Raw genomic sequence first — 16,392 nt, forward strand, 5'->3', positions numbered from 1 at the left:
AGCGTCCAAAAAAGCTATGAAAAAGTCTTTGGCTTGTTTAAGCTAGAGATTGTCCTTTAAGCACATGTTTTAATAGCAATATCACTTCTATGCTGTATTTTTGATATTTTTTACTTATATGGATGCTCTCAGTAAAATCTTTGATGATATTCATCTTAACCATTCTGAATATCTTTATTTACAAGCTCAAGGCAATTGGGCATTTCACAGTGCTGCCCAAGATGCTGTGATCGCACATATCATTTTGTATGGTACAGCGCATTTACGCTTTTCAGATCAGCTAGATATTCATTTAAATACTGGAGATATGATTCTAATTCCTGCGGGCTTAGCCCATGCAGTTTCAAATCAAGCTGACACCAAATTAGTAGAATCTTTAGAGATCAATCCCTTGTTTTGTGGTTTGCGACATGATGCGATTGAGTTTGGAGAAGGTAATTCTGAAAAAACACTGATTTTAGCAGTACGCTGTCATCTCAATGCGATCATGGCTCGTCCTTTGGTCAATGCGCTTCCACCATTTATTCATATCAAAAACGCACTGAGTGATACAGCACCAGAATGGTTACGCATCGGTTTATACTTTGTTGCTTCAGATACACAAAGAACCTTAGCAGGCAAAAATAAAATTATGGATCATATTGTCAGTATTATGGTGATCGAATGTGTGCGTGATTATATCGAGCAGTTACAAGATCAAAATAACTGGTTAAATGCCTTAATTCATCCTGAGCTATCCAATGCACTTGCAGTGATTCACAGTCAACCCGAAATCGCATGGACAGTTGAGAGTCTAGCTGAACAATGTTGTATGTCTCGTTCTAAATTTGCCAGTTTATTTAACCAAATTGTCGGTGAAACACCACTTGCCTATTTACAACAACATCGTTTGCGTTTAGCCAGCCAATACTTAAAACAAGGGCAACTCAGCGTACAACAAATTGCCCATCAAGTTGGCTATTCTTCTGAAACTGCATTTAGTCAAGCCTTCAAGAAGCAATTTGAAATGAGTCCAAGTCAGTATCGTCAAACACCTTTTTAACACCTCATTAAAAATTACTTAGGCTATTTTAGTTAAAACTAAATTTTTAAAGACTTGGTGAATTTAAAAACAGGTTTTAAAATAAATTTGTATTGGCTTTGGTATTACCTAAACTCGGATTGTCAATTGCATCTTTACATTGCGCTTTATCACGTTCGTAATCTGCCTTTTTTTGGTTTAAATTTTTATCTTTTTCAAGGGTTGCTCGTGCAAAATTATCCAAACTGGTTAAAGATTTGCGACACAATGCATACTTTCCTTCTGTCACTGAATCTGTCATTTTGACATTGATACGCCAGTCTGTACTCAACTTTCTAACTGGTTTTCTTACTTTTTCTTCTATTAAATTCAGCTGTTTACGATAAACAAAAGGTTCAACCTCATTGATCAATTGCCATGCTGCTTGTGCATAAGCTGTTGCATCATTAGTTAATTTTGGTGCTGGTTTCAACGGTGCTTTAGGTTCAGATGATGAATTACCACAGCCTTGTGCCAGCAAAATACTCAATATTAAGCCTGACTTAAGCAAAGAAGAAAATTTCACTGAAAACATAGCACATCGCCAAATTAAACAATTAAGCACTATGCTAGTAAATTCAGGTACAATACACAATCTTGATTTTACCTTTTGTTTTACTCCCAATTAGGTGTTACGTGTCCCAACACACAACTTCCTCCATTCAACCCGCAGGTTTTTGGCAAGGCGCTAAAGATAGTCAAGCGATTATTTTTACCTACCTACCTGTGTCTTTTGCTTTTGGTGTATCCGCAACTCAATTTGGCTTTACTCCTTGGGAAGCTTTATTTTTGTCTTGCTCCATGTATGCAGGTGCAAGTCAATTTTTAGTTGTGGCATTGCTTGGCAGTGGTACCTCGATTTGGATGACTGCACTGACAGTAATTGCATTAGACATTCGCCATGTTTTATATGGTCCTGCTTTACAAAACCTGATTCAAGATCGTTTAAATTTAAAGAAAACAGCAGTTTGGGCGTGGGGTTTAACCGATGAAGTTTTTGCTGCGGGGATGATTAAGCTATCACAAAGACGCCAAGAATGGTCTGAGTCTTGGATGTTGGGTTTAAGCCTCTTCAGTTGGATGTCATGGGCTTTGGGTTCACTTTTGGGTGGTTTATTTTCTGACCAAGTGGCAAACTTACCTCAATTTTTACAGGCGGCATTAGACTTTTTATTACCCGCTTTATTTTTAAGTTTTCTTCTGGCTGCTTTTGAAAAGAAACACACCCTTGTCGTAAGTGTATCTTTGATTGTGGCTGCGATTTCTTGTTATTTTATCAACTTATCTGCTGCAATTTTTATTGGAATACTCTCAGGAATACTGGCAGGTATATTCAAGTATTATGTCTTAAAACAACATGATGATGTCACGATGAATCATGTAGGAGAAGAACATGGATCTTGAAATCATTTTGGTCGGCATCATTGTTGGAATAGCAAACTTTGCTTCACGTTTTGGTCCACTCTTTGTTATTCAAAAAAGCAAAAAAAATCAGCAAGCCCGTGGTGCAACATGGCTTAAAATTGCTTTGGGAAGTATTGGTATTGCTGCGATTAGTTCGATGCTCGTTGTTGCTACGTTACCACCTTTGATTGAAGCGCCCAATAAAAGCTTTGCAATGTTAGTCGGTTTTGTGGTCTTAACAGGGATTTATTTTAAGTTTAAAAAAATCGTGTTAGCAACTTTAGTTGCCGCGATTTCCTATGGTTTGGTTTATACCTATTTACCACTTTAAAATGATAAAAACGTTTTAAAAGCTAAATAAATTTTTGAAAATACTGTGAAAAGCCTTGTTGTTGATATGTGGCATAGGCTTTTCGTAATTCATCACCATAGATCGGATCAGGGTTACTCAACTCTTTATGTAATACCCGTGGCATTAAAGGATTTTGTGATCTTTGACTTATTAATAGTGCAATGAGCTGACAAAAGCCTTCTTCTTCAGCCATCGTGTTAAATTGATATTGATGTTGTGACAGCAACACATGCCCTATTTCATGACTTAAAACCCAAACCAAATTTGCAGTCGGCATACCGTAAACCACATTAATTTGCGCATGCAAGTGATGATTTTTAAAAAACATATTGGTACTGACTGTATTGGTTGCTAAACCTTCGGCATGATCAAAGCCCAAGCTTTTCATTTTTTCTTTACTGATCAGACTGACATGCGTATAACCACGCATAAACCGCAAACCTAAAACGTCAATTTGTTTCAGCACCCACTCTGCGACAAGTTGTAAATTTGCTGTGGTAACAATAATGTGCTTAGCACAATCTTTACATAGCATTCGCCCATCAGCATAACTTAGTGTATCTTCTTTGAAATACTGATGATGGCAATAATAACAAGGATATAAGGTGTGTGAATTTAGCCACATGGATATCACTTCAATAAGTTACTATTGCCCTGCAAGCATTTTTAAGTTTTGCAAAGCTTCTATTAAGTTTTGATTTAACTGCGTAGAATTTTCTATCAATTTTTCTTTTTGTTTTTCATCATTTTCCCATTGTTCTTGATTTTTTAGCAAATAAATTGAATCATCATTATAAGCCACAAAAGCAGCTTTAACTTTTTTACCTTCAGCTGTCATAAAATTTGCTTGATCTAAGGAATGACTTAAAGCTTGTAAATTTTTAATCACTTCACCCACTTGTGCTTTCTGTTCAACCCTTGCATTTTGTTCGTCTTCTTCTGTCATCATTGTCATTTTATGCATATCCACTTGCTCCATCAAACGGATGAACAAATTAAAATCAGCTTGATGACTTGCGCTTGCTTTTGAGGTTTCAGTTAGAGTTTGTACTGCATGTTGTTGTGAGGCTGCATATGTAGGCGCTATAGCAGTGCAACTCAAAATAACAAGCGTTGAAAATAAAAAACGGTGAATCATGGATGATTTCCTTTATTTATAAAAAGTGAAAATATTTATATTTAGTGAACAATAACTTAGATTTATTTTTAAAATAAAAAGGATATTTTTCCAAATATCCCTTTTATTATCTTATCGATGGGTATGAATCGACATCACAATCCCAAAACTCGCCAAGAGTGTAATCACCGCTGTCCCACCATAGCTCATCAAAGGCAATGGATCACCAGTTACTGGTAAAATCCCACTCACCATGCCAGAGTTAACAAACACGAAGAAAAATAAGGATAAACCAATCGTACCTGCCAAAATTCGACCATAATTATGGAAGCAGTTTAGGCTGATCATCATACAACGAAAAATAATTGCAGCATACAATACAAAAAGTAGAAAAACACCAATAAAACCAAACTCTTCTGCATAAGTCGACATAATAAAGTCAGTATGATGCTCAGGTAAATACCCTAATTGTGACTGCGTCCCCCCTAAGTATCCCTTACCCGTTAAACCACCCGAACCAATGGCAATTTTTGACTGAATAATATTCCAACCTGCCCCCAAAGCGTCTGACTCAGGATCAAATAACGTTAAAATTCTTTTCTTTTGATAGGCTTGTAATACAAACATCCAGACCAAAGGTAACGCCATGCCAGCTGCTGCAATTGCACCAATGATCAATGTCCACGACATTCCACTTAAAAATAATGCAAATACTCCACCGATCACAATCCCGATCGCCAAATCAGGCTGCAATAAAGCTAAGCCAAATGGAAGCACCATTAAAATCAAAGCACCAATCACATGCTTAAACTTAGGCGGTAATGGCTGTCGTGAAAAATACCATGCCATCACCATAGGCATTGCAAACTTAGTGAATTCACTCGGCTGCATACTGCCGATCCCAGGAACAGTTAACCAACGCTTTGCTCCAAGTCGTACATCTCCAACTAAAAGCACCAAAATCAGCAAGAGTATGGCTATTCCGTAAAACCATGGACTAACGGCTTGATAAACCTTTGGGGGGACTTGAGCACACAAGAACAACAAAACAAACCCAACAGCAAAACTAATCGCTTGGCGCGTCAGCATGCCAACATCTTGGTCAGATGCGCTATACACCATTAACAAACCTAAGATAGCATTGATGATCAGAAGAGCTAATAACCAAGGATCTAAATGCAATTTATCCCATCTTGAGGTATTTTCATTAAAACTCCGACCATCCCTCAAGGAGTGTCGCAAGAAGCGATATTGCTCAGTAGGTTGCATGTTATTTTCTACAACAAAAACGGGAAAACAAAATTATAAAGAGAAATGACTGAGAATACAGCCTTAGATCGTATTTCTCACTCATGAGAAGACCTTGTATCTTGTTGCGCTGTTAAAATCAGACGTGCTAACTCTAAATCATCAGGATAAGTAATTTTAATATTGTCCGATCGACCTTGCACGACTTGTACGGACTCACCGATATATTCTAATGCGCTGGCTTCATCTGTAATGACAATGTGATTGTTTAAGGCTGCTTCTATAGCATTTTTTAATTTTTCAAGACGTGAAGCTTGAGGTGTTTGAGCTTGCCATAATTGTTCACGGCTGACGGTTTGTTGAATATCATGATTGTTTACGATTCGTTTTAAGGTATCTCGTACAGGAATGGCTAAAATTGCACTCGATGTTGAGTTTATAACCGTATTTATCAGATCATTCAAACATGCTAGCGTCACACAAGGTCGGGCTGCATCATGTACTAAAACAATATCCTCAGATGCCGCGATCTTGTTCAAATAAATCAAAGCATTTAAAACTGAATGAACGCGTTCTGCCCCACCGTGACAAAAATGGATATTTTCAGTATTTTCAAATTTTAATGTTTGTGCAACATCATCTTGTTCACCAATTGCCAAAACACAACCTGCCAACGGCAATTGGTTCAAACGATTTACAGTATGTTCTAAAACTGTTTTGTCTTGGATACGTTGGTATTGTTTTAATTCTGTTTTTGAAAATCGACTTCCAGCGCCCGCAGCAGGAACAATCGCCCAAATTTTACGGTTGTTGAGGGATAGAGTCTGCATCATTATCTTCATTGGTTCTATTATCTACATCTGCATTTGGATCAATATAAATCGGCTTATAATGGGTGCTAATCGTACTCATTTGCACAAAGGTTTCATGTGGCTTAATTAACCCTAAATCAAGGCGTGCATGTTCTTCAATGGCTTCTGCACCATTCTTTAAGTCATACACTTCTGCAGCAAGAATACGGTTACGCTCTTTGAGCTCGTTATTGACTTCAGTTTGTTGTTGAATTTGTTGCAGCAAGGCTTGGTGCGGAAAATATCCCCCCTCACCGAACCAATAGCGATATTGGAGTACTGCAAAGATAATAAATGCAATAACTAAGATAATTTTACTTGAAGTTGATTTGAGGACTTCTGGCATAGTGTATGTGGATTAGAGCAGCATTGAATTATGCGTTCAATATACATCAAATCAGAGGCATGGAGAACTCTTTACTGTGGTAAATATGCAAATGGTAAGCAAACCTATACAGACTTCTTTAAAATTTATAGTTCAGAGAAAATTTCATACATTAAAATAAAATATTCTTTCAACTTCATATTAAAATCATGTTATTTATTATTTTAATGGTAGTAATACTCATCACTGCGATACCCTCTTTTATACCCATTGATAATTCTATATAAATATATAAATAAAATTTAGAATGTTATTATAAATAATTTTAATTGGTACAATTTTTACTTGTTACCTCTTATTTATTCTTATTTTTTGTCATGAAAAAAGAAGACTTCAAGCAATTGCTGAAAATCAGGAGTTTTGTGGTTATTTTATAGAGCATTATGAAAATAAAAGTCTCGTAGTTCTTCAACTTTTAAATATGCGAAAATTAAAAATGATAATTCTATGAAACTATTTTTACTTACATATCGAACCATTGGATTAGATAACTTGGTTGTAGATCAAGAGGTTTGCTTAACTTATTACACCCCTTTAATTCCTGAGAATGCAGTTATTCATATCAGTTCAAAATAATAATTCAACCGAACACATATAAAACCACTCTCTAAAAAATCAAAAAACCACCCTATTTTAGAGTGGTTTTTTCAATCTAAATCAATAATTTAGTATTAATTTAAACCTTTAAATTCAGCTTTACCACGGTAAACTGCATTGGTTAATTCTTCGATACGAAGTAATTGGTTATACTTTGCAACACGGTCAGAACGGCAAAGTGAACCTGTCTTGATTTGACCTGCTGCTGTACCTACTGCAAGATCGGCAATCGTTGAATCTTCTGTTTCACCAGAACGGTGAGAAATGACAGTGCTATAACCATTTGCTTTCGCAAGATAGATCGCATCTAAAGTTTCAGACAACGTACCGATTTGGTTGTATTTGATTAAGATCGAGTTTGCTACTTTCTCATCAATACCACGTTGTAAAATCTTAGGATTCGTCACGAACAAATCGTCACCCACCAATTGGATTTTGTCACCAAGGATCGAAGTTAAGTAAGCCCAACCTTCCCAATCAGACTCATCCAAACCATCTTCGATTGAGATAATTGGATATTGCTTCACTAAACCTGCTAAATAGTCTGCAAATTGGTTGCTTGTGAATGCTTTATTGCCTTCACCTGCAAGTATATATTGACCATTTTTGTAGAATTCTGAAGATGCACAGTCAAGTGCAAGCATGATGTCAGAACCTGCTTTATAGCCTGTTTGCTCAATCGCAGAAAGAATCACTGTGATCGCTTCTTCATTAGAACGCAAGTTAGGCGCAAAACCACCTTCATCACCTACTGCTGTATTTAAACCTTGTTTTTTAAGTACAGATTTTAGTGAATGGAAAATTTCTGCTCCCGCACGTAGGCTTTCAGCAAAAGATGTGAAACCTACAGGCTCGATCATGAATTCTTGAATATCTACGTTGTTGTCCGCATGTGATCCACCGTTTAAGATGTTCATCATTGGAACAGGCATAGACAAAGTCGTTTGACCACGTAAGTCAGCGATATATTGGAATAATTCAGTTTTCTTTTCAGTTGCAGCAGCACGTGCAGCAGCAAGCGATACAGCTAAAGTTGCATTTGCACCTAATTTTTCTTTATTTTCAGTGCCATCAAGCGCAATCATTTTGTCATCAAGCGCTTTTTGCTCAAATACGTTCTGACCTTTTAATAAGTCTTTGATTGAACCATTTACGTTTTGAACCGCAGTGCGAACACCTTTACCTAAGTAACGTCCTTTGTCACCGTCACGAAGTTCTAAAGCTTCACGAGAACCAGTTGAAGCACCAGATGGTGCACATGCACGGCCAACAACGCCAGAGTCTAGGATAACGTCTGCTTCGATGGTCGGGTTACCACGAGAGTCCAAAATTTCACGTGCACGAATGTCAACGATTTGACTCATGAACAATTCCTCAGTTGATTAATAAAATGACGCGCCATCTCTCAGACGCATCTAATTGTAAAAATTAGTGTGTATCTAGCTTTTTGAAACCTTTGACCAAGGTATCCAATTCTTTTAGCTGTGCTAAGAATGGCTCTAACTGAGACATACGTAATGCGCAAGGTCCATCGCATTTGGCTTGTTCAGGATCTGGATGCCCTTCTAAGAACAAACCTGCAAGACCTGTCGCCATACCCGCACGTGCCAGTGTGGTAATTTGCGCACGGCGTCCACCTGCAGAATCTGCACGTCCCCCAGGTGTCTGAAGCGCATGTGTCACATCAAAAAATACGGGTACATTCATCTCTTTCATGGTATCAAAGCCCAGCATATCAACAATTAAGTTGTTATAGCCAAATGCTGAACCACGCTCACACAGAATCAGTTTGTCATTTCCTGCTTCTAAACATTTATTGAGGATATGACGCATTTCATGTGGTGCAAGGAACTGTGCTTTTTTGATGTTAATAATGGCTTGGGTTTTTGCCATTGCTTCAACTAGATCAGTTTGACGACTTAAAAAAGCAGGGAGCTGAATAATGTCAGCAACTTCAGCAACTTCAGCGGCTTGATATGGCTCATGTACATCGGTAATGATTGGCACATTAAAATGTTTTTTGATGTCCGCAAGCCACTCAATACCTTTTTCTAAACCTGGACCACGAAACGAATGTAAACTCGAACGATTGGCTTTATCAAAACTTGCTTTAAAAACATAAGGGATGTCGAGACGTTTGCAGATATCCACATAGGTTTCTGCAATTTCAAAAGCTAAGTCTTTCGACTCAAGTACATTCATTCCGCCGAATAGTACAAATGGCAAATGATTTGCCATTTGTATATCGCCTAAACGTACAATTTCTTGTGGTTTTAATTGTGACATTTAAACTTCCTAGTTATGTTCGCTCGCTTATTTGCTTTTTTGATACTGTTTTTTTGCAGCATCAATAAAACTTGCAAATAATGGATGTCCATCACGTGGTGAGCTGGTAAATTCTGGGTGGAATTGTACAGCAATAAACCAAGGATGTTCAGGAATTTCCACAGTTTCTACTAAATGTTGATCTGCCGAATAACCTGAAACTTTCATACCAGCTTGTTCAATTGCAGGAATGAAACGATCATTCATTTCATAGCGATGACGGTGACGTTCGATAATTTCAGCATTCCCATACACTTCACGTGTCTTAGTACCTTCAACCAATTCTGATTTTTGAGCACCCAAACGCATGGTTCCACCAAGGTCAGAGTTTACAGAACGGTGTTGAATCTCACCACGTTCATCCAACCATTCAGTGATTAAACCAATGAGTGGGAATTTCGTAGAACGGTTAAACTCAGTCGAAGTCGCTTCCGGCATACCAGCAACATGACGTGCAAACTCGATCACAGCCAATTGCATCCCTAAACAAATACCAAGGAATGGTACGCCATTTTCACGTGCATACTGAATCGCTTTCATTTTGCCTTCAGTACCACGCTCACCGAACCCACCTGGAACAAGGATCGCATCTGCATCTTTTAACACTTCAGCAGGGTTTTGACCTTCTAAATCTTCCGCATTGATATAGTCAATCTGTACTTTGACACGGTTTTGAATACCTGCGTGCAATAATGCTTCATTTACAGACTTATACGCATCTGGAAGTTCAACATATTTACCCACCATCGCCACACGAACGATATATTCAGGGTTTAACAATGCTTCAACCACATTGTCCCAATCGGTCAGATCAGCTTCTGGCAAATTATCATAACCAAAACGTTCACAAATTAAATCATCAACATTTTGCTCATAGAAGGTACGAGGAATTTGGTAAATCGAACGTGCATCTTTACATACCACCACAGCACGTGCTTCTACGTTGGTAAATAACGCGATTTTACGGGTCGTATCTGCATCCACATCATGCTCAGTACGACAGATGAGAATGTCTGGTTGAATACCGATCGACAATAATTCTTTCACAGAATGCTGGGTTGGCTTGGTTTTAAGCTCAGCCGCAGATTTAATATATGGAAGTAAAGTTAAATGCATGAGCATGGTACGTTTATGACCAAGTTCAACCATGAGCTGACGTACAGATTCCATGAATGGGAGAGATTCAATGTCACCTACTGTACCGCCAATCTCAACGATCGCCACATCATAGCCTTCGCCTGCACGAAGAACACGCTCTTTAATATTATCCGTAATATGTGGAATAACTTGTACAGTACCACCAAGGTAGTCACCACGACGTTCTTTATTTAAAACATCTTGGTAAACACGACCTGAAGTAAAGTTATTTAACTTGGTCATTTTGGCACGACGTAAGAAACGCTCGTAATAACCCAAGTCTAAGTCAGTTTCAGCACCATCTTCAGTGACAAAGACTTCACCGTGCTGAAATGGGCTCATAGTCCCAGGATCGACATTAATGTATGGATCCATTTTGACCATGGTTACTTTTAAACCACGGGCTTCTAAAAGTGCAGCAACTGAAGCAGCTGAAATACCTTTACCTAGTGATGATACAACACCACCAGTGACGAATATAAAATGGGTCATTAAGTTTCTCGTACAATGGAGCCTAAATTGGCCTACAATGTTGTGCGATTTTACTTTACCTTGTACCTAGAAAGCAAAGTCAATTCACATCAATTCATAGAACAATAAACAATTGGCTATTCTATCAGCATTTCCAATAAAAAATTAACATTACAAGACATGATTTTTATCTCTAATTTTATTGTTATAATAGGTCTACTCTCTAGAAGCTATATTTTGTGTCAATATGAATAAGAAACTTTTAATTTGTGGTTTGATTGCAACAGGTCTTGTTTTAACAGCATGTGTGAAAAAAGAAGAACCTAAAAATGATGAACCTGAAAAAGTTGAAACCACTCAAACGCAGCAACCTGAACCACAACCTGCTCAGTTTGAAAATCTTGAAACAGTGGATCAAGAACATGATCAACAAATCAATCAAGGCGGTTCTTCAGAACAAGTAAATGCAGGTCAAACTGAAACAACAACTCCTCGTAATAATGTTCAGCCAGCACCAGCCCCACGTGTTGAACAACCGAAAGCCGTACAAACGACTGAGGTTACTCGCACTGAACAACCAAAACCTGCTGCGCCTAAGCCTGCTCCTGTTGAAACTGCACGTACAGAAACTCCAGCACCCAAAGCAAACTCTGCTACAGCTCAAACTGAAGATGATGCTGTCGCTGCTGCAATCGCTGCTGCTACACCTGCATTGAAAAACTAATATTTATTTCTCAATATGCAATAAAAAACCAGTCTATTTATAATGACTGGTTTTTTATTATCTAAAATATTTTTAAATTCTATTTTAAATATACAATCTAAAACTGACATTAAAATTGTTTTAAAAACCTACTAAGTTAAATATAACAACTAATCCTGTATATTAGATTTTATTTCAAGTTCTTTTTTATGGCTCGTACTGTTAAAACCCTACTCACTCCTGATGAAAAAAAGCAACTTGAAGACTTAACCAAGCATGCAAAACATTGGCGTGAAAGACAACGTGCCCAAACCATATTGTGGTTGGCTCATGGTGAAACCGTAGAAAAAGTTGCTGAACGACAACAACGGATACCTGAAACAATACGATTGCAGCGACGCAAATGGAAAAAAGATAAATTTGAATCTATTAAAGAAGGTTATCGATCAGGTCGACCCAGTACAATATCTAGTGAATATCAGACCATTATTTTGAATTGGGTCAAAGCAGAACCTCTAACTGCTGAACAAGTCCGTACAAGATTACATCAGCAATTTGGCTTAGATATCGATGTTCAAAATATTCGAAGATTCTTGAAACTTTCAGGGATGGTCTTTAAGCGAACCCGACACAGTTTGAAAAAAAAGAAATCCGATTGCATTTAATAAAGCTCAGGAAGATATTGACTCCCTGCGTATACAAGCAGCACGAGGTGAAATCATACTTGGATATGTAGATGAATCGGGCTTTTCATCTACACCTAATAATCGCTATGCCTGGACGCAACGAAGGTAAGTTCACACTGTTACAGCCCTTCGCTCCAAAAGAATTAATGTGATGGGATGCTTGCTCTCTACAAATCAACTCATCACCAGTTGTCTAGAAGAATCAGTCTGTAGTACGTGGTTTTATGCTTATTTATTGGGTATAGCGCAAAGAGTAAAGCAAGCTTACGATATTCCATTAATTTTAATATTAGATAATGCTTCAATTCATCGTAGTAAAAAGATGAAAGCTTTTCGAGAGTTGCTTGAAAGTGAATATTCAACACGTTTATATTTTATCCCTGCCTACAGTCCTGAATTAAATAGAATCGAGATGGTATGGAAGCAAATGAAATATCATTGGCGTGATTTTAAAGTCATGTCAGCAGATCAAATAAAGGATTGGGTTTACGATATTTCAAGCCAATTCGGAGTTAAATACATGTTTAATTTCTAATGGTGACTTATCAAATTTGATGCTCAAAATTTTATTTGAAACCTTTAGAATAATAACTAGACAATAAACCTCTTTCTTTCACAAGCCAATTGTCTTCAACATTTTTTTAAAAAATTGAATTTTTTTGAGATCACTATGCCTGAAGTCATATGTAGAATGCTCCAGGCATTCAATACAATTATTATAATTTTTTCAGTATAATACTTTAAAAGCACAATTAAAAAGTCTAATTTATTGTTTAAAAAAATTAATTAGAGATTACTCTTATCTATCCATTACTGCTGATATGGATGTCATCCAAAATCATTGTATACTAACTATTGTTATCAAGTATATAAAGACGCTGCTGTCTTTATCCTCTCTATTCTTCAAGTGAAGTTTCAATGAGTACTCTATTACTAATCACCTCTGCACCAAGCTCAATCCATGCTTGGCACGCTTTAGGTCTTGCTCAAGCCTTACAAGCAAAAAATCAAGATTTTCGTGTCTTCTTCTATCAAGATGGTGTAACGATTGCTAATAATTTGCAATGGTTGCCCGATGATCAACGAAATTTGCTTAAAGAATGGCAAAAACTAAAGGTTCGATTACCTGTTTGCGTCAGTGCTGCCTTAGCACGTGGCATCACAGACCTAGAAAATGCGAAACGCCATCAAATTCCAGCACATAATCTTGCAAAAGGTTTTGAGCTAGTCGGTTTAGGAGAACTTGCAGATGCGGTTGAATCCTGTGACCGCCTTCTTCAATTCTAGGCAGCTATAATTTAATCAAACGTTGTAATTCAAAGGTGAATTGTGTGAAAACTGTACTCGTTATTTTAACCCAAGCCAACCTCACTTCATTACAAGTCAATGAAAGCATTTCTGCCACGATGGTACTTGCTACTTTCGGTAGTAAAGTCAGCGTGTTAGTAAAAGATGCTGCTCTCAGTTTACTTAAATCTGAGCTTGATTTTGATAGCTTAAAACATGCCTTTAAGTTAGCCTCAAATATGTTGGATAGTTTTGAATTTTATGATTTAACACCCGTTTTAGTAGAAAATAAGGATAAAAACTCGCCTTTTGTTAAACAATCTCAACAAGAAATTGAATTCATTGATTTAAATCCAGCATTTATCCATTCTTTTGATCATGTCTTGTATTGGTAATTTTCCACCAAAAATTTAAAAACTGAAGAGAAGTTGAAATGTCAGAACACACACTATTTTTGGTTCAATCCGAATTTGCTAAAACCAATCCATGCTTAGATCAATTATGCCAAATGGCAACTCTACAAGATACGATCATCTTAATGGGTGATTCTGTTTTATTTGCACAGGATACCCGTTTAGAAAAATACTCATTTGTTTACATGCTTGAAACGGAAATAGATTTAATTGCAGGCGTTTTACCAAAGCATATTAATGTGCTTTCTTATGCAACTTTTGCTGACTTAGTTTTAGACTTTAAACGTTGTATTTGTTTAAAATAGTGATTTTACCCCATTTAAAAATGAGTGAACTCATTTACTTAGGCTATTTTATGAATTTAGAACTTGATCAAGATGGACATTTACTTGATTATACGGTGTGGAATGAAGATGTTGCAAAACAACTTGCTCAAAGTCTAGACTTGGATCTCACTGTGTGGCACTTTGAAATTTTACATGCAGTACGTCAGTTCTATATGCAATTTGGTCACTCGCCTGCGACACGGCCTTTGATTAAATTTTTAATGAAAACTATCAGTACAGACATTAGCAACGCGATGCTTCAAGAAAGATTTCAAACAGGACTGGTTGCGCGCCATTTAAGTCGTTTAGCGGGTATTCCAAAGCCTGCAAACTGCTTATAACTTTGAAACTGTTTAAATTTAAACTTATTTTTATTATCGCGTGTATTCGTGCTGAATTAAAAATAGGTTTTTATTTGCTGTAAATCTAAGAATTCATCACAATCTGGACAAATCAACACTGATTTTAATACATGGTGACAAGTACGGAGTTTCGTATCATCAAAAGTGTCCAACGATCTCCAATTACAGATAAAGTACGTGCAAGTGGACAAAGTTGTTCACCGATTTCGTCGTTGGCTTAAATTTTTAGCGCCTATTTTACTGTAATGATCCTGTGATTTTTTTAAAAGTATTATTTATAAGTAAATGACACGATTTATCTAAGAAGATTATTATTTTTAAATTTTCTCACCTAATTTATTATTTGGTTTACGGAAGTTAAATATTTAAATTTCAAATTACTCTTCCTTTTGCAATTACATTATAATTACACTGTATGGCTTTAAAACACACATTTGTTGTTTAAAATAATTTTCTTTATATCTTTGAAACTAAATATATTTTAAATTTGATATTCACTATTTCTCACTATAAACTTTGAACATGGTTTAGGTAATCAAGAATAAAAGACATGACAAATTCGGCTAATTTCAATAGTACGCTTAAAGCAATAAATCCATCCTCGACTTCAGAGGAAGATACTGAAATTGTTCGTGTTCCAAAATCCCAAGTGAACGAAGTCAAACAATATTTAAATAACAAAGCACAAAAGCAAAAAATTAGAGAAGTTGCATCTATTTCAATTTTTGAATGCAAAACTTCGGCCTCTATTCCATTGGCTCAAAGTAAAATTGCAGCAGGTTTACCCTCTCCAGTTCAAGACTATACCGAACAATCGATTGATTTTAATGAATATCTAATTCGCAACCCAAACACTACTTTTGTTGTCAAAGTTGCCTCTTTGTCTATGCTGGGTGCAGGGATTGATGTTGATGATGATTTAATTGTAGATCGCAGTATTCCTGCGAAAAACCGCAATATTGTGGTGGCTTTGGTGGACAATGATTTTACAGTCAAACGTCTAATGATGGACGGTGAGAAAAAATGGTTACAAGCTGAAAATCCAGAATTTCCAGATATACATTTTAATGACGGTCAAGAAATGGTGATCTGGGGCGTAGTAACACGCGTGATCAAAAACTTAAAATAACACTCTCCAATGCTTAAGTTATAGCAATTTAAGCATTTGTCGATCTCTTTGCGTTAAACCTAAAACTTTTCTACGCATCTGAATTTCTTCTTCAGAATAAGGTAAATGTTGACACAATTCCTGAAGAGATAAATGATGATGTTCTATCAAATAACAGTCTTGATCTGTTGTCCAAGATGAGACATAGACTTGATTTCTATGAGTACGATGATTTTTCATTGCATGATAATAGCAGAATTTTTAGATGATTTTATTTTTAAAAAATTTCATTTTATAGGGATATTGTGACGATAATTTGTAGCAATCGTCCTTTCTATCTGAGATTGCAGATAGACAAAAAACTTAACTTCGTCCAACATTTTAGTCCTTCTTTTCATGGTGTTTTTTGATATTGTAATTTTTAAAATCTTTGAATTGATTTAATATTGCAACTTGCTCATGTTATCCTACTTTTATGGATATAAAAATCATCCCCCTCGCTTGTTTATTTATGACGTTAAATCAATATGATCCAGACTAAAGGATGTCGCTTTTTTTCT

At 36.5% G+C, this 16,392-nt stretch carries 21 protein-coding genes and 1 pseudogene; 11 read left to right on the forward strand and 11 right to left on the reverse strand.

Annotation, left to right across the window (positions count from 1 at the left end; all coding sequences use genetic code 11):
- Positions 1-118: 118 nt before the first annotated feature.
- A complete protein-coding gene (locus tag DJ533_RS10235) occupies positions 119-1,042 on the forward strand; it encodes an AraC family transcriptional regulator (protein ID WP_065995286.1) in 924 nt (307 codons plus the stop codon).
- Between the two features lie 76 nt (positions 1,043-1,118).
- On the opposite strand, the gene DJ533_RS10240 is transcribed toward DJ533_RS10235, so the two are convergent.
- Positions 1,119-1,595 (reverse strand): hypothetical protein, encoded by a 477-nt coding sequence (locus DJ533_RS10240; RefSeq protein ID WP_065995287.1) that lies wholly within the window; start codon positions 1,593-1,595, stop codon positions 1,119-1,121.
- A 125-nt stretch (positions 1,596-1,720) separates the two neighbouring features.
- Between DJ533_RS10240 and DJ533_RS10245 the strand changes: the two genes are divergently transcribed.
- Together DJ533_RS10245 and ygaH are read left to right on the forward strand one after the other, a co-directional pair.
- Positions 1,721-2,464: an AzlC family ABC transporter permease gene (locus DJ533_RS10245; protein ID WP_171488612.1), complete on the forward strand. Its 744-nt coding sequence runs from the start codon at positions 1,721-1,723 to the stop codon at positions 2,462-2,464.
- On the forward strand, positions 2,454-2,795 hold the full coding sequence (gene ygaH, locus DJ533_RS10250) for an L-valine transporter subunit YgaH (protein ID WP_065995289.1): 342 nt from the start codon (positions 2,454-2,456) through the stop codon (positions 2,793-2,795). Before DJ533_RS10245 ends, ygaH begins: the two co-directional genes overlap by 11 nt.
- A 22-nt stretch (positions 2,796-2,817) precedes the next feature.
- On the opposite strand, the gene DJ533_RS10255 is transcribed toward ygaH, so the two are convergent.
- From DJ533_RS10255 to DJ533_RS10290, 8 genes are all read right to left on the reverse strand, one after another.
- Positions 2,818-3,441: a protein DA1 gene (locus tag DJ533_RS10255; protein WP_065995290.1), complete on the reverse strand. Its 624-nt coding sequence runs from the start codon at positions 3,439-3,441 to the stop codon at positions 2,818-2,820.
- A 21-nt stretch (positions 3,442-3,462) separates the two neighbouring features.
- Positions 3,463-3,954, reverse strand: a complete 492-nt coding sequence (locus DJ533_RS10260) for a hypothetical protein (protein ID WP_065995291.1) — start codon at positions 3,952-3,954, stop codon at positions 3,463-3,465.
- A 111-nt stretch (positions 3,955-4,065) separates the two neighbouring features.
- Complete coding sequence (gene rodA / locus DJ533_RS10265) at positions 4,066-5,202, reverse strand: rod shape-determining protein RodA (protein ID WP_065995292.1); 1,137 nt, start codon at positions 5,200-5,202, stop codon at positions 4,066-4,068.
- Between the two features lie 77 nt (positions 5,203-5,279).
- Entirely contained in the window at positions 5,280-6,011 is a 732-nt protein-coding gene (gene ispD, locus DJ533_RS10270) for a 2-C-methyl-D-erythritol 4-phosphate cytidylyltransferase (protein WP_089024807.1), read from the reverse strand.
- On the reverse strand, positions 5,983-6,378 hold the full coding sequence (gene ftsB / locus DJ533_RS10275; RefSeq protein WP_065995294.1) for a cell division protein FtsB: 396 nt from the start codon (positions 6,376-6,378) through the stop codon (positions 5,983-5,985). Before ftsB ends, ispD begins: the two co-directional genes overlap by 29 nt.
- A gap of 710 nt (positions 6,379-7,088) precedes the next feature.
- Positions 7,089-8,378, reverse strand: a complete 1,290-nt coding sequence (eno, locus tag DJ533_RS10280) for a phosphopyruvate hydratase (RefSeq protein WP_065995295.1) — start codon at positions 8,376-8,378, stop codon at positions 7,089-7,091.
- Between the two features lie 64 nt (positions 8,379-8,442).
- The gene (kdsA, locus tag DJ533_RS10285; RefSeq protein WP_065995296.1) at positions 8,443-9,300 is read right to left on the reverse strand and encodes a 3-deoxy-8-phosphooctulonate synthase; all 858 of its coding nucleotides are present in this window, start codon (positions 9,298-9,300) and stop codon (positions 8,443-8,445) included.
- A gap of 27 nt (positions 9,301-9,327) precedes the next feature.
- The gene (locus DJ533_RS10290) at positions 9,328-10,968 is read right to left on the reverse strand and encodes a CTP synthase (protein WP_065995297.1); all 1,641 of its coding nucleotides are present in this window, start codon (positions 10,966-10,968) and stop codon (positions 9,328-9,330) included.
- Positions 10,969-11,194: 226 nt separating this feature from the next.
- Here DJ533_RS10290 and DJ533_RS10295 point away from each other — a divergent pair, with 226 nt between their 5' ends.
- From DJ533_RS10295 to DJ533_RS10325, 7 genes are all read left to right on the forward strand, one after another.
- Positions 11,195-11,671, forward strand: a complete 477-nt coding sequence (locus DJ533_RS10295; RefSeq protein WP_065995298.1) for a hypothetical protein — start codon at positions 11,195-11,197, stop codon at positions 11,669-11,671.
- 188 nt (positions 11,672-11,859) lie between these two features.
- A complete protein-coding gene (locus tag DJ533_RS10300; protein WP_065995299.1) occupies positions 11,860-12,315 on the forward strand; it encodes a helix-turn-helix domain-containing protein in 456 nt (151 codons plus the stop codon).
- A gap of 172 nt (positions 12,316-12,487) precedes the next feature.
- Positions 12,488-12,871 carry a transposase gene (locus DJ533_RS10305; protein WP_065995300.1) on the forward strand — a complete coding sequence of 128 codons (384 nt, stop codon included), beginning with the start codon at positions 12,488-12,490 and terminating at the stop codon, positions 12,869-12,871.
- A 383-nt stretch (positions 12,872-13,254) separates the two neighbouring features.
- Positions 13,255-13,623 carry a sulfurtransferase complex subunit TusD gene (gene tusD / locus DJ533_RS10310; RefSeq protein WP_065995301.1) on the forward strand — a complete coding sequence of 123 codons (369 nt, stop codon included), beginning with the start codon at positions 13,255-13,257 and terminating at the stop codon, positions 13,621-13,623.
- 44 nt (positions 13,624-13,667) lie between these two features.
- Entirely contained in the window at positions 13,668-14,018 is a 351-nt protein-coding gene (locus DJ533_RS10315; protein WP_065995302.1) for a hypothetical protein, read from the forward strand.
- A 38-nt stretch (positions 14,019-14,056) separates the two neighbouring features.
- A complete protein-coding gene (locus tag DJ533_RS10320; protein WP_065995303.1) occupies positions 14,057-14,341 on the forward strand; it encodes a hypothetical protein in 285 nt (94 codons plus the stop codon).
- A 50-nt stretch (positions 14,342-14,391) separates the two neighbouring features.
- Positions 14,392-14,703, forward strand: coding sequence for a TusE/DsrC/DsvC family sulfur relay protein (locus DJ533_RS10325; protein ID WP_065995317.1), 312 nt, complete (start codon positions 14,392-14,394; stop codon positions 14,701-14,703).
- 133 nt (positions 14,704-14,836) lie between these two features.
- Here DJ533_RS10325 and DJ533_RS18915 read toward each other — a convergent pair.
- Positions 14,837-14,929, reverse strand: a pseudogene (locus DJ533_RS18915) (winged helix-turn-helix transcriptional regulator); the annotation flags it as partial.
- Positions 14,930-15,274: 345 nt separating this feature from the next.
- Between DJ533_RS18915 and DJ533_RS10335 the strand changes: the two are divergent.
- On the forward strand, positions 15,275-15,853 hold the full coding sequence (locus DJ533_RS10335; RefSeq protein WP_081406153.1) for a LexA family protein: 579 nt from the start codon (positions 15,275-15,277) through the stop codon (positions 15,851-15,853).
- 18 nt (positions 15,854-15,871) lie between these two features.
- On the opposite strand, the gene DJ533_RS18920 is transcribed toward DJ533_RS10335, so the two are convergent.
- A complete protein-coding gene (locus tag DJ533_RS18920) occupies positions 15,872-16,072 on the reverse strand; it encodes a hypothetical protein (RefSeq protein WP_081406154.1) in 201 nt (66 codons plus the stop codon).
- Positions 16,073-16,392 lie beyond the last annotated feature (320 nt).

It is taken from the genome of Acinetobacter defluvii, from assembly GCF_001704615.3.
In the GTDB taxonomy this organism is placed as follows: Bacteria; Pseudomonadota; Gammaproteobacteria; order Pseudomonadales; family Moraxellaceae; genus Acinetobacter; species Acinetobacter defluvii.

Excerpts from the sequence above, each read along its gene's own strand:
- DJ533_RS10235 (WP_065995286.1), top strand. The coding sequence starts at position 119 with ATGGATGCTCTCAGTAAAATCTTTGATGATATTCATCTTAACCATTCT.
- DJ533_RS10240 (WP_065995287.1), bottom strand. The coding sequence starts at position 1,595 with ATGTTTTCAGTGAAATTTTCTTCTTTGCTTAAGTCAGGCTTAATATTG.
- ygaH (WP_065995289.1), top strand. The coding sequence starts at position 2,454 with ATGGATCTTGAAATCATTTTGGTCGGCATCATTGTTGGAATAGCAAAC.
- DJ533_RS10255 (WP_065995290.1), bottom strand. The coding sequence starts at position 3,441 with ATGTGGCTAAATTCACACACCTTATATCCTTGTTATTATTGCCATCAT.
- DJ533_RS10260 (WP_065995291.1), bottom strand. The coding sequence starts at position 3,954 with ATGATTCACCGTTTTTTATTTTCAACGCTTGTTATTTTGAGTTGCACT.
- rodA (WP_065995292.1), bottom strand. The coding sequence starts at position 5,202 with ATGCAACCTACTGAGCAATATCGCTTCTTGCGACACTCCTTGAGGGAT.
- ispD (WP_089024807.1), bottom strand. The coding sequence starts at position 6,011 with ATGCAGACTCTATCCCTCAACAACCGTAAAATTTGGGCGATTGTTCCT.
- ftsB (WP_065995294.1), bottom strand. The coding sequence starts at position 6,378 with ATGCCAGAAGTCCTCAAATCAACTTCAAGTAAAATTATCTTAGTTATT.
- eno (WP_065995295.1), bottom strand. The coding sequence starts at position 8,378 with ATGAGTCAAATCGTTGACATTCGTGCACGTGAAATTTTGGACTCTCGT.
- kdsA (WP_065995296.1), bottom strand. The coding sequence starts at position 9,300 with ATGTCACAATTAAAACCACAAGAAATTGTACGTTTAGGCGATATACAA.
- DJ533_RS10290 (WP_065995297.1), bottom strand. The coding sequence starts at position 10,968 with ATGACCCATTTTATATTCGTCACTGGTGGTGTTGTATCATCACTAGGT.
- DJ533_RS10295 (WP_065995298.1), top strand. The coding sequence starts at position 11,195 with ATGAATAAGAAACTTTTAATTTGTGGTTTGATTGCAACAGGTCTTGTT.
- DJ533_RS10300 (WP_065995299.1), top strand. The coding sequence starts at position 11,860 with ATGGCTCGTACTGTTAAAACCCTACTCACTCCTGATGAAAAAAAGCAA.
- DJ533_RS10305 (WP_065995300.1), top strand. The coding sequence starts at position 12,488 with ATGGGATGCTTGCTCTCTACAAATCAACTCATCACCAGTTGTCTAGAA.
- tusD (WP_065995301.1), top strand. The coding sequence starts at position 13,255 with ATGAGTACTCTATTACTAATCACCTCTGCACCAAGCTCAATCCATGCT.
- DJ533_RS10320 (WP_065995303.1), top strand. The coding sequence starts at position 14,057 with ATGTCAGAACACACACTATTTTTGGTTCAATCCGAATTTGCTAAAACC.
- DJ533_RS10325 (WP_065995317.1), top strand. The coding sequence starts at position 14,392 with ATGAATTTAGAACTTGATCAAGATGGACATTTACTTGATTATACGGTG.
- DJ533_RS10335 (WP_081406153.1), top strand. The coding sequence starts at position 15,275 with ATGACAAATTCGGCTAATTTCAATAGTACGCTTAAAGCAATAAATCCA.
- DJ533_RS18920 (WP_081406154.1), bottom strand. The coding sequence starts at position 16,072 with ATGAAAAATCATCGTACTCATAGAAATCAAGTCTATGTCTCATCTTGG.